We start from the raw sequence: 11,826 nt of genomic DNA on the forward strand, positions 1-11,826 counted from the left end.
GGGCAAAACTTGAAAGGGGCAAAACTTGAAAGGGGCAAAACTTGAAAGGGGCGAAACTTCAACCGCGTAAAATTTGACGGGGCAAAACTTGAACGGGGCAAAATTCAATGAACAAAAATTTATCGGGCAAAAACCTAACGGGCAAGCGGATTGGCGGCCTCTAAAATGGTTTCTCTCAAATCATCAAGGCCAATTCCTTTTTCGGAAGAGGTGGCAATGATATGCGGAAAAGCGGCAGGACGTTTGACGATTACCTTGTGGGTGTTATCAATCAATTTTTGAAGTTCGGCCGGTTTGATTTTGTCGATTTTTGTGAGAACAATCTGATAGGAAACGGCTGCCTTATCAAGAAGGGTGAGCACATCCTGATCATTCTTTTTGATGCCATGGCGAGCATCAATGAGCACATAGACACGCTTCAAAGTAGTGCGGCCGCGCAAATAGTCGAAAATAAGCTTTGTCCATTGGTCGACCTGTGCTTTTGGTGCTTCGGCAAAGCCGTAGCCCGGCATATCGACAAGTGCGAGCGGCGGCAAATCATCCACAGTGCCGGCAAAGCCGTCCGGCACAAAATAGTTGAGCTCCTGTGTGCGACCGGGGGTGTTCGACGTGCGGGCAAGCCCTTTATGGCCGACAAGCGCATTGATGAGCGAGGATTTGCCGACATTGGAACGGCCGGCAAAGGCAATCTCGGCAGGCCCTTCGGGCGGCAGAAACTTCATTGCCGGTACACCGCGGATGAAAATCCAGTTACGGGCAAAAAGTCCCGCCAATGCAGGACTATCTGTCACTTATTTGGTCTCTTTCTTCGGTTTCTTTTTGAAGATGGCTTTGAGATTGTCCCAAAGTTCGATCTTTGCACCCTGGCTTTTCATGATGATTGCCTGCTGGCAGATCGACAGCGTGTTGTTCCATGCCCAGTAAATAACAAGGCCGGCAGGAAAAGAGGCGAGCATGAAGGTAAAGACAATCGGCATCCATGTAAAAATCATGGCCTGTGTCGGGTCGGGCGGTGTCGGGTTCATGCGCATTTGCAAGAACATGGTGATACCCATAATGACAGGCCACGCACCAATCATCAAAAATGCCGGAACATTATAGGGAAGCCAACCGAACAGATTGAAGAGCGATGTCGGGTCGGGGGCTGCAAGATCCTGAATCCAGCCAAAGAACGGCGCATGGCGCATTTCAATGGTGATATAGAGCACTTTATAAAGGGCAAAGAAAATCGGGAACTGCACCAGAAGCGGCCAGCAACCGGCAAGCGGATTGATTTTCTCGGTTCTGTAAAGCTCCATGATGGCTTGTTGCTGCTTGACCTTGTCATCCGCATATTTGGTGCGAATTTCCATCATTGCCGGCTGCACAACCTTCATGCGAGCCATGGACTTGTACGACTTGTTGGCAAGCGGGAACAAAACTGCCTTCAAAATGACCGTGACAAGCAGAATGGCAACACCAAAATTATTGGTGAGCTTAAAGAGGATGTCGATCAAAGCAAACATCGGTTTGGTGATGATCGAGAACCAGCCCCAGTCAATCAACAATTCGAATTTTAAAATTTTGAGATTGTCCTGATAGGCATTGATGGTTTCAACGCGTTTTGCACCGGCAAACAAATGATTGGTAATGGTTTCGGTTGTACCGGAGGCAACGGTGATGACCTTGCCGGTCAAATCCGACTGGTAATGAGTGGAAAGACGATCGAAATAGACAAAACGGCTCGTATATTCCTCATCCTGCGGAGGAATAGCAGCAACGGCCCAATATTTGTCGGTGATGCCGATAAAGCCGCCTTTGACCTTGTCGAAAACCATTTTCTTTTCATTTGCCGCATCGGGTTTCAAATCTTTCAATGCGGAATATTTTTCTTCCTTGAGGCCGTCATCACCGGCAACGCCGATCATGCCTTCATGAAGAAGATAGGTGGCACTTGCGTGTTCGGGAGGAGCAGCGCGGGCAACGCGCGCATAAGGCAGAAGGCTCACAACCGAAGAGGCATTGTTGGTGACACTGTCGGAAATAGTGAACATATAATTTTCATCAACCGAGATCACACGGTGGAAGACCTGCCCCTGACCGTTATCATAAACAAGATGGACAGGTGTCTTGGGGGTCAAGGTTGTGTTTTCGCCATCAACCTTCCATTCGGTATTGAATTGCGGCAAGCTTCCGGCGGGCAATCCCTTGCCGGTAAAACCGAATTCGGCAATATAGGTTGTGTTGAACCCGTTCGGGTTAAGAAGGGCAATTTCCGGCGAATTCTTGTCAACCGTCAGGCGGTAATTTTTCAAAAACAGATCATCGAACTGGGCACCGACAAGATTGATCGACCCTTGTAACTCTGGCGTGTCAATTGCAACACGTTTGGATTTTTTAAGTGCCGCGTCGCGTGCGTCCGGTGTCATTTCGAAACCGGCGGGGTTTGTTTCGTCTTTATTTTGGGGCGGTGTTACAGTGCCATTTTCGGCAGTCGGAACGGCCTGATTTTGCGCGTTTTCATCTTTCTCGATCTGGCGGGCAATTTCTTGTGCCTTTTGCTGGTCGGCATTTTTTGGCGCAACATAAAAATACTGCCAGGCAAGAATGATAAGGAGTGACAATCCAATAGCAATGAAAAAATTACGATTATATTCCATGAGCGATTGTCCTGTTACCGTTTCGAGTTTTGTAATTTTTGCCTGAACCGGCGTTCCATTTCTCCGGTCAGACTGTCGAATGATGCTAGAAGCGCATCGGGCCGCGCAATAATGACATAATCTGTCCCGGCGGCAATGTCACGCTTTAATGAAAGCCGGAAAGCTTCGCGCAAACGCCGCTTGATGCGATTGCGCTTGACTGCATTACCATTTTTGCGCGTGACAGTAAAACCGACACGCGGCAAAGTTGTGGATTTGATTTCTTCCGGTAAATCCCGGCTTTTCGATTCGAGAAGAAAAAACGGTCCGCGCCGTTTTTCACCGTTTCTTAATGCCAAAAAATCCGCCCTTTTACGAAGGCGGAGGAAGGATTTCTCACTCATCGGAAAAACCTCTAACAAAACTCTGCCTTGAAAGAGCGGGTTTTAACGGGTGTCTCAACACTGACCTATTGCAACGGAAAAGGGAAAAATAGCTAGTCAAAAAGCCCATCTTTCCCGCCGTTGTAAAATCCCTGAAAAACCGGAAGAATTGAAAAAACCTGAAAAATTGAAAATCAGGCTGAAAGGCGCTTGCGACCGCGGTTGCGGCGAGCGGCGACAACTTTACGGCCACCAAGGGTTGCCATGCGCGCACGGAAACCGTGGCGGCGTTTACGGACAAGTTTGGACGGTTGATATGTACGTTTCATTTATTTAACATACCGCGGCGTGCGGCCCTTCTTGGTTCTATGTGCGGTTTCCCGCCGGTTGAACAGTTTTCAAACCTTGTGCTTCTAAACAAAGTGCTCTGAATAAAGTACTTCGAATAAAGGACAGGGCAATTTTTGCGCTTATACGGTTTAGTTTTCGCCGAGTCAATTGTTGTTCGTGTTTTGCACCCGTCTGATATCAACAGAATATTGGTCACGACGGCCATTTATCTGGGGCTCTATATGGGCTTCGTCAACAAGCTCTTTTAATGATTTTTCTGTATTGACCACTTTGAGGTCATAAAGATAGGAGGGGAGCTGTCCTGAAAAGAGAATGCGCCAGTCAAGCGGAATACCGGGGTCGAGAATGCGCGCCATGTCGAAAACGACTGTCGTGCAATTGGCCGTAACCGTGTTATAAAAGCGCGCCTGATGGGCAAGTTTGTCGGCTGTTTCAAGATAGTTCAAAAACAGGTCTTTTATCTTTTCTTTGCCCACGTTGATCGGGTAGCGATAAACATTTTCATGACGGATATCGGTGCGCAGTTTTATGATATCTTCTTCAGGCGCGGCAATCATAATCAATTCGAATTCTTTGAAAAAACCGCCAATGGCAGAAAAGCTCTGCTCTTTTGTGCGCCGGATTTCGGCAGAAAACACCAGATGGCGCCCGTCCTTGAATGTAAAGCCCACAAGCGTATGGGCAATATAGGGCCCCATCCAATAGGATAAATAGACATCAAGCCCGATAAGATCATCGACATTATAAGTCCCGTTTTCCCAGTTTTCCTTTCCCTCGTAAGGCGCAATCCAGTCGAAATTGCGGATGTTTTGAAGATGGACAATATCGGGATTGATCGGGTCGAATGTGGCTTCCACACTGCGCGCAAGCTCGGGTGCCCAATCACGGTGCAGTGTCGGCCTGATTGTCGACCACCATATGATCACGCCGATAAACATGAGCGCTAAAAGAATGCGCGATTTCCATGGGGTTTTGAATTCGAGGACGAGCGCATAAATGCCGACGACCAGCCATAAAACAGCAACAAGAACAAAGCCCGCCATATTGAATGGCAACTGGTAGAAAAAAGCAAAGAGGCTCCAAACCAGCATAAAAAAGGCAAAGATAAGCCAGATTGCACGCGCAATCTGCCCGAAAAAGCGTGTCAGAATATGTTTTGATGTGTGCCCGTTAGTGGAATGAAGTTTTTGCATAAAATATCCGACTGGTTATCTGGTTGTGCACCCGCTTGGTCGCCCCGATTTTTTAAAAAATCAACTCTCCATTTTCAATCTATAGCAGAATGTTTCAAGTAGAACTTTCACGGTTTTTCAGGTTTCAGGTAGACGTTTTATTGAAAAACAATGCATCCGGAACTTTTCAAGCGAAAAATTCCAAGAGAGAAGAATTGGGTTGTGTTCATCATCAAAACAACCTATGATTGCCGAAGACAGTTTTTGGGGAGTGAGTGTAGCGAGTTTCAGGATGACTGACCATTGCAACAATATGCAACGACTGATCTTTATGATTCGTCAATATCTTTCATCGGAAAGTTACGTTATGGAGTGTTCGTCTAATGGTGTTTTCGAGGTCGAACGGGCGGTTAGAGAATTTCATCTTTATGATCCCGAATGCGATGTGAATGATGAATTTTTGCGCGAGATGTTGTGTGTGGAAGCCTTGCGCAAGGGCATGGCTTTGCATTTCGGTAAAGAAATTTAACTCTTTGGAAAATTTAATTTTTTAATGGCCTGTTGGATTTTCGCCTTATATTCGAGGGGGTAAAAATTCACCTTTCTGTGAGAAATGGCTTTTTCTCTGTAAGGGGCTTTTGTGTCAGCGTCATTTCAAAACCCGTTGCCGGATGATCGACAAAAATGTCAGAGCAAATTTTGAAATAAAATTTTATTGGCGATTGTTGGGAGGTGCAACAGGATGAGACACCTTCAAGCTTGAAAAAGGCTGTCATCTGTCAGTCTATTAATTTATTTGGCTAACCGTCAATCGGGCTGCTTTGTAGCAATGTATTTCCCAAATATTTTAAAAAAATACAACCTATGCGAGAAAAATAGGCAAAAAGTCCGGTTTGCCTGACATGGTTCATCTTATTCTTTTCGTCTGGCTTTTCGTCTGGCCGTCAAGTCTGACAGTGTGTGAGAAAGTTCTATGCGAAAAGGCGGTGAAAGATAACCTGACTTGAAAATAGCAATGTTTCATAAAGTGGCGAGCAGCAAAATAGCGAAAGGGGTGTTGAAAAAAAGAAAGGCAATAAAGAGGAAGAAGAAGCCGGAGAGGTGGCGAAAGGAAAACGGGGCTCCGGAGTTTTCAGGAAAAAATCCGCTGGTACTTAAAATCCGGAAAAACATAAAGGTGCTGAAAATATGAGAAATGAGAGAGGTGAATAAGGGGGGCGAGAAAAATTCAAAACGAAGCGCAGGGAAAAAAAGGCGGCAAGAAAAGGGCGGAAAATTAAAAAAATCACCATGGCAACGGAAGCGACGAGGAAAAAACAACGTCAAGTGAAACGGGAAAAGACGAGAGACAAAAACAAAGGTTAAGAAAAAATGATAGGTGGCAAAAGGGTAAGGGAGAAAGCCGGAAAGAAGAAGGAACCGGAAAAGAAGTTGCCCACCCTTAGGAGCATGCCACCCGTAAAAAGACAATAGCGCAAAGGAAACTTGCGTCAACGCTTGTCGATTGTTTTGTAAATAAATTACACGGGAAAGTTGTGGAAAAGTGTTTCGAAATTGCATGAGCAAGGTCAACAGAAGATCAAGCCCATAGCAAAAAAAGAACACACGGAAGATATGGCAATAAAGATAAGGAAACTGAAAAGCGGGGGCGAACAATAAAAAAGAAAGGCCAATCAAAAAATTGGAAAACAGGGGAATAGAGCAAAAACAAGCGGAGGTAAAAAGTAAAAGCAATGGGGGGGAGCAAAACAGGCGGGAGCAGCAGTGGGCGGGGAGGTGGCAACGTTCACGCGTGCTTGATGATGATTACCAAATCTTGCAATGCGGTTGCAGTGATTAGACGACGATGAGGATGCCGGAAGGCGAGGCAAGACAAAAAAGATGGAAAATAGAAACGAGGGAAGATAGAAAAGATGTGAGGCATGAAGAATACGAGCGGGCAGTAGGCCGTGGGAGAAAAAGGTGAAAGCGGAAACACGATAAGGAGAAGATAGAGACGCAATGGAGGAGAAAAGAAGGACATGGGAGGGAAGGAAAAAACCGGAAAACAGAAAGTTAAGGGGAGGGGAAAGAGTTTCAGAAAATATAGGAAGCAAGCGGGAAAAGTTGGTCAATCATTGGTAGAAAAAGAAACAGTCACTCCAAGAAAGCATGATGATTGCCGCCCGAATGCGTGATGATTGCCCACTTGGGGCGGATTAAACCTTACCCGTGAATGAGGTTATCACTGCCAATTGTTTTGCCGAAATCGTGAGAAATACCTATATTGATAAAGTCTGATAACGTGTTTTTTAAATTATGTTTATGAAAAAGGGATCAGGTTTTATTCTTGCATTTCTGCTGCTGGTTTTAACAAATTTTATTTGTGACAGCGCATTTTCGGCCGCGGCCGTAGAGCCGCAGGCGACAATTCAACAAAATGAAACATCCGGACTTATTGCACCAGACAATAAATTTTTGAAAAACAGCACTGCCCTTGCTGACAAAATGCCCGAAGAGATCAATTTCAGGCAAATGGGCTTGCCTCCAAGGAACATGAAAACTTCAGCTATTCAATCTGCTGAAAGGCAAACGCCTGCAAATTTACGTGTTGTCTCGAAGAAGGGCTTGCCGGTTAAAACAGCGGCAATGGGGACTATTGGAAATGCGCCTGACAGTAAAAGAAAAGCACCTTTCATTACGATCAATGCAACGCTGCCCGAAGCGGTGAATACAAAGGTTCCGCGGCCGCTCGAATCCGGCCTTTTAAAAATGCCGCAAATGCAAAAACAGGAAGGAAGAGCCGCTTCAAGAGGAAATGAAGACGACGCTTCAAAAGGAAAAACCCCACCATCAGGAAAAGCCGTGCCATCAGGAGAGACTGTCATGCAGGAAAACAGCGAAGGCCGAATGAACCTTGTTCATTTGCCGGATTTTACTTATCGCATCGACCGTATCGATCATCCTTCGGGGGAGGTTGTTATTCTGCTTCATGGTTCGGGTGGCGATGAAACGACGCTTTTTCCTTTTGCCCGCCCGATATGGCCGAAGGCAACGCTCATCGGCATTCGCGGGCGCATTGTGCAGAATGGTGAAACGCGCTGGTTCAAAAAGATAACGCCGACAAAATTCGACGAGAAAGACGCAAGTAGTGAAGCCGATGCTTTTGTAAAATTTATGGGAAACCTTGCCGAAGAGCATCATTTCGATTTGTCGCGGGTAACTTTTGTCGGCTATTCCAATGGCGCGAATTTGCTTGCTGTGATTATGATGCGCCATCCCGGTTTTGCCCGACGCGCCATTCTTATGCGTTCCATGCCGGTAATTGACAATAGCGACAAAGAGGATTTGTCGAAAAATCGGATTTTGATTATTTCGGGTAAAAAAGATGCGCTTTATTCGCCTTTCGCGCCGGCTTTATTGTCGGTTTTCAAGAAAAATGGTGCAAAGGTTGATGCAGCAATGGTCGATAGTAACCATATGATAGGCGAAGCTGATCGGGATGTTATTGTCAAATGGATCAAAGAACAGAATCTGGATCGGATTTCGGCCAATACAAAAGTTTAAAAAACTGCTCGTTAGCCGGTTGACCAAAGGCTTTCCGTCGCGATAGGAAAGACAAAAATCCAGCAGATTTGCAGGAAGGAAATGCGCGTGTCCAATATCACAAGCGATGCTGTTATCGACGAATTGAGAAAAGTAAAAGGGCCCGATTTTGAAAGCGATATCGTCTCGCTCGGGCTGGTTTCGGAAATATTCATTTCCGATGGAAAAGTGTTCTTTTCGATAACTGTGCCGGATGAAAGGGCACAAGAACTGGAGCCGTTGCGACAGGCTGCCCAGAAGGTGGTCGAGGCAATGGATGGCGTCAAAGCCGCAATTGTCACATTGACTGCCGAGAAAAAGGGTTCGGCCAATGCCGGTAAAACGACAAATAACGATGAGCCCCATAAAGCACCGGCAAAAAGAATTGTTGTCGAACCGGGGCACGCTAGCCCGAAGATTGCGCGTGCGAGCCACGGCATTGGTGAAAAAAAGCCGATCGAAGGGGTCAAACATATTATCGCTGTGGCTTCCGGCAAGGGTGGCGTTGGCAAATCGACAACAGCAATCAATCTGGCATTGGCACTTGCCGACAGGGGCTTTAAAACAGGGCTTCTTGATGCCGATATTTACGGACCGTCATTGCCGAGATTGACCGGCCTTATCAACCAGCGTCCGCGTGCAGTTGAAGGCAACAAGCTTGAAACGCTTGAAAAATTCGGCCTGAAATTGATGTCGATGGGCTTTCTCGTGGATGAAGACCGCCCGATGGTTTGGCGGGGGCCGATGGTGATGTCGGCTGTTACACAATTTTTGCGTGATGTTTTGTGGGGGCCGCTTGATGTGCTGGTTGTCGATATGCCCCCCGGCACCGGCGACGCACAATTGACACTTGCCCAGCAAGTGCCGATGACCGGTGCAGTGATTGTTTCCACTCCGCAAGATCTGGCATTGGTTGATGCGCGCAAGGGAATCGAAATGTTTACCAAGGTCGGCGTGCCGATTTTGGGTGTGATCGAGAATATGAGCTATTTTATCGCTCCCGATACCGGCAAACGCTATGACATATTCGGCCATGGCGGGGCGCGCAACGAAGCCCATCACCGGCAGGTGCCCTTTTTGGGCGAAATCCCGCTTGATCCGGACGTTCGCGCCTTGTCGGATGCGGGCACGCCTGTCTTCATTGAAAAGCCGCAAAGCGTTTTTGCCAAACTTTATCGGGAGATTGCAGAAAAGCTCGCAAATAACCTTTCGTAAACCATGTTTTGCCAAGTCGAACAAGTTGTGCTAGGTTGACTTTGCAACCGACGTGCCTAGATGTCGTTTCGGGAAGCTTGAAGATATTGTTTTCAACAGTTTGAAGCAATGCTTCGAGGTGTCATTAAAAACGGGTTTATCCCCTGTTTGAATTAAGTTTTTAAGGGGTTATCCACTTTGATGACAAGAAAATGACACTTTGGTCACAGGATTGCCATGAAATCGGCAAATAAAGGCCGGAACGCACTTTTTGTACTGTGTATGTGCGTTTTGACAGCCGTGATTTTGGCTTTCTTTAAAAAGTTTGCGTAAGTTTGAAAAAAAACGGGTGGTGCATGACTAAACGACGTTTGATTGTCAGCGGTAGTATTATCGTATTAACGGGGTTTTTGGGTGCCTGTACACAGCAGAACAAACCGAAGACCGAACTCACCGATGCGACCACGTCTATAGCGCGTGTCGGAACAATGACGACACCTCTATCGTATGGCTATCTGATCGATAAAAAAATTCCGGTGCCGGTGTTCAAGGAACTTTCCTATACCGGCAAGGAAGCAAATCCGGCAGCACTTGCCAAAGCAAATGCACTAAATTCCAATGCGGCCAATCCCAATGCATTGAAAAGCCAATCCGGTCCTGTTGAACTTGCCCATGCAAGTCCGGAAGTCGAACAACTCATTTCCAAATATTCAATGGCCTATAATGTGCCGGAAAGTCTTGTAAGACGCGTTGTCAAACGCGAAAGCAACGGCAATCCCAATATTCGTAATGGCCCATATCTCGGATTGATGCAAATCAGCCATCCGACGGCCAAAGGCATGGGTTATCAGGGCGACCCGAAGGGGTTGCTTGACGCAGAAACCAATTTGCGTTTCGCGGTAAAATATCTGGCCGGTGCCTATAAGGTTGCCGATGGTAACGAAGCGCAGGCAGTGCGCCTTTATGCCCGTGGTTATTATTATGACGCCAAGGCCAAAGGTCTGCTTGACGAGACGGGGCTTGGTGACAATTCCGGCATTTCCGATGATGCCAAAGCCGCCGTTGAATCGGTTACCAGACAAAAGACCGATGCAAGTACAGGTAACGGCACTGTCAATATTCCGATCCCTCAGCTCAAAAACAGCGGTACATGAGTTTTTTAAAAACAGACGAAACGCTGTTTGATTGCCATTTTCATTGTAACACGTGCTTTTGTTGAAGAGCAAAAGCATGAAGGTTGCTCATGATGCAATTCTTTTGATATTTCATTTGCCAATGATTTGATATCGGTTTTACGGCAATAGATATCGTTTTGAGGGAAATGATGTCGATTTTAAAAAGATTGACCACTGTTTACCCGAGTGTTCGGGGTGGAATTGCCGGATAAAACATACGGCATTCTTTTGAACGCCGGTCTATGTGACCGACCGGGGATAATAGTAAACGATGGTTGATTGTCGGGTTTTGAAGTTTTGAAGCAATGAAAACAGTGAATATTATAGAAAAACGGAAGCACAATTGCTTGATTGGAAAGACGGGCAAGTTGTGCTTTTTGTTTATGCCTGATAATGAGTTTTAAAGGGAACCTTATCCGTTCACCAGTCGTTTGGTTTTAAAACAAGCGCTCAAGGCAGAAGCTGAACGGGAAGTTTATGGCTTCTCAAGTCGTAATAGCGGGTTCGGTGATTGCAGGTTTTTAAACATGCAATCAGGTTTTTAAAAAAAGTCGCCCGAAAAAGGGGACTTAAAAAAGATTGTCCGAAAAGGGCATTGCAATGGAGTTTGATTGATGGCGAGTGTTATGCGGGATCGGTTGATTGTCGGGTTGGACGTCGCTGATATTCGGCAGGCAGAAAAGCTGGTACAGGAATTGGGCGATACCATCAGCTTTTATAAAATCGGCTATCAATTATTGTTTGCAGGCGGGCTTGAATTTGCCCGCGAGCTCAAAGCGGCAAACAAAAAAGTTTTCCTTGATATGAAACTTCTCGATATCGACAATACGATAAAAAGTGCGGTTGAAAATATCGTCAAGCTCGGCGTCGATATGTTGACGGTTCATGCTTATCCGAAAGCCATGCGGGCAGCTGTGAGCGCGGCCAAAGGAAGCAATCTTTGTCTTCTTGGTGTGACAGTGCTCACCTCGATGGATGACGATGATCTTAAAGCGGCAGGCTACTTTGACGATGCAAAAACATTGGTGTTGAAGCGGGCAAAAGACGCCCGTTCAGCAGGAATGGGAGGCATTGTTGCCTCTGCCGCAGAAGCACGCGCTTTGCGGGAAGTGATTGGCCCTGACATGGCTTTGGTTACCCCCGGTATCCGCCCGAAAGGGGCCGATAAAGGTGACCAGAAACGTGTTATGACCCCGAAAGAAGCAATGGAGGCCGGTGCAAGCCATCTTGTGGTAGCCCGGCCTATTATCAAAGCCGATAATCCGTTGGAAGCGGCAAGAAATATCTTGGATGAAATGAAAGAGGCTTGATAGCATAAGTTCGATAGTCTTCACTTGAATTTTTCAAAATTGGCGGGAGAGGTTGGCCT

The 11,826-nt window shown here is 46.4% G+C and carries 11 protein-coding genes; 5 read left to right on the forward strand and 6 right to left on the reverse strand.

Features of this window, described 5'->3' with window-relative positions; genetic code table 11:
- Positions 1 to 134: 134 nt before the first annotated feature.
- The 5 genes from yihA to H3V12_RS00165 form a co-directional block, all read right to left on the reverse strand.
- Complete coding sequence (gene yihA, locus H3V12_RS00145) at positions 135 to 791, reverse strand: ribosome biogenesis GTP-binding protein YihA/YsxC (RefSeq protein ID WP_198211862.1); 657 nt, start codon at positions 789 to 791, stop codon at positions 135 to 137.
- Positions 792 to 2,639: a membrane protein insertase YidC gene (gene yidC, locus H3V12_RS00150; protein WP_198211864.1), complete on the reverse strand. Its 1,848-nt coding sequence runs from the start codon at positions 2,637 to 2,639 to the stop codon at positions 792 to 794.
- Positions 2,640 to 2,653: 14 nt separating this feature from the next.
- Positions 2,654 to 3,022, reverse strand: a complete 369-nt coding sequence (gene rnpA / locus H3V12_RS00155) for a ribonuclease P protein component (protein ID WP_075869058.1) — start codon at positions 3,020 to 3,022, stop codon at positions 2,654 to 2,656.
- Between the two features lie 173 nt (positions 3,023 to 3,195).
- A complete protein-coding gene (gene rpmH, locus H3V12_RS00160; RefSeq protein ID WP_075869057.1) occupies positions 3,196 to 3,330 on the reverse strand; it encodes a 50S ribosomal protein L34 in 135 nt (44 codons plus the stop codon).
- A 165-nt stretch (positions 3,331 to 3,495) separates the two neighbouring features.
- Entirely contained in the window at positions 3,496 to 4,545 is a 1,050-nt protein-coding gene (locus H3V12_RS00165; RefSeq protein ID WP_198211866.1) for a DUF4105 domain-containing protein, read from the reverse strand.
- A 271-nt stretch (positions 4,546 to 4,816) separates the two neighbouring features.
- On the opposite strand from H3V12_RS00165, the gene H3V12_RS00170 reads away from it, so the two are divergent.
- Complete coding sequence (locus tag H3V12_RS00170; protein ID WP_075916414.1) at positions 4,817 to 5,053, forward strand: hypothetical protein; 237 nt, start codon at positions 4,817 to 4,819, stop codon at positions 5,051 to 5,053.
- Positions 5,054 to 5,544: 491 nt separating this feature from the next.
- Here the strand turns inward: H3V12_RS00170 and H3V12_RS00175 are convergent, their stop codons facing one another.
- Positions 5,545 to 6,096, reverse strand: coding sequence for a hypothetical protein (locus H3V12_RS00175; RefSeq protein WP_198211871.1), 552 nt, complete (start codon positions 6,094 to 6,096; stop codon positions 5,545 to 5,547).
- Between the two features lie 726 nt (positions 6,097 to 6,822).
- Between H3V12_RS00175 and H3V12_RS00185 the strand changes: the two genes are divergently transcribed.
- The 4 genes from H3V12_RS00185 to pyrF all read left to right on the forward strand — a co-directional run bounded on the left by H3V12_RS00185 (position 6,823) and on the right by pyrF (position 11,767).
- Positions 6,823 to 8,070: an alpha/beta hydrolase gene (locus H3V12_RS00185; protein ID WP_198211875.1), complete on the forward strand. Its 1,248-nt coding sequence runs from the start codon at positions 6,823 to 6,825 to the stop codon at positions 8,068 to 8,070.
- Positions 8,071 to 8,157: 87 nt separating this feature from the next.
- The gene (locus H3V12_RS00190; RefSeq protein ID WP_198211877.1) at positions 8,158 to 9,303 is read left to right on the forward strand and encodes an Mrp/NBP35 family ATP-binding protein; all 1,146 of its coding nucleotides are present in this window, start codon (positions 8,158 to 8,160) and stop codon (positions 9,301 to 9,303) included.
- A 335-nt stretch (positions 9,304 to 9,638) separates the two neighbouring features.
- Positions 9,639 to 10,436, forward strand: a complete 798-nt coding sequence (locus tag H3V12_RS11310; protein WP_083639727.1) for a lytic transglycosylase domain-containing protein — start codon at positions 9,639 to 9,641, stop codon at positions 10,434 to 10,436.
- Between the two features lie 635 nt (positions 10,437 to 11,071).
- Positions 11,072 to 11,767, forward strand: a complete 696-nt coding sequence (gene pyrF / locus H3V12_RS00200; RefSeq protein WP_198211879.1) for an orotidine-5'-phosphate decarboxylase — start codon at positions 11,072 to 11,074, stop codon at positions 11,765 to 11,767.
- The last annotated feature ends 59 nt before the right edge of the window (positions 11,768 to 11,826 follow it).

Source organism: Bartonella sp. W8167 (assembly GCF_016100335.1).
GTDB classification, from domain to species: Bacteria; Pseudomonadota; Alphaproteobacteria; order Rhizobiales; family Rhizobiaceae; genus Bartonella; species Bartonella apis.

Bases quoted from the DNA above. Each gene is read 5' to 3' on its own strand.
- yidC (WP_198211864.1), bottom strand. From the start codon at position 2,639: ATGGAATATAATCGTAATTTTTTCATTGCTATTGGATTGTCACTCCTT.
- rnpA (WP_075869058.1), bottom strand. From the start codon at position 3,022: ATGAGTGAGAAATCCTTCCTCCGCCTTCGTAAAAGGGCGGATTTTTTG.
- rpmH (WP_075869057.1), bottom strand. From the start codon at position 3,330: ATGAAACGTACATATCAACCGTCCAAACTTGTCCGTAAACGCCGCCAC.
- H3V12_RS00165 (WP_198211866.1), bottom strand. From the start codon at position 4,545: ATGCAAAAACTTCATTCCACTAACGGGCACACATCAAAACATATTCTG.
- H3V12_RS00170 (WP_075916414.1), top strand. From the start codon at position 4,817: ATGACTGACCATTGCAACAATATGCAACGACTGATCTTTATGATTCGT.
- H3V12_RS00185 (WP_198211875.1), top strand. From the start codon at position 6,823: ATGTTTATGAAAAAGGGATCAGGTTTTATTCTTGCATTTCTGCTGCTG.
- H3V12_RS11310 (WP_083639727.1), top strand. From the start codon at position 9,639: ATGACTAAACGACGTTTGATTGTCAGCGGTAGTATTATCGTATTAACG.
- pyrF (WP_198211879.1), top strand. From the start codon at position 11,072: ATGGCGAGTGTTATGCGGGATCGGTTGATTGTCGGGTTGGACGTCGCT.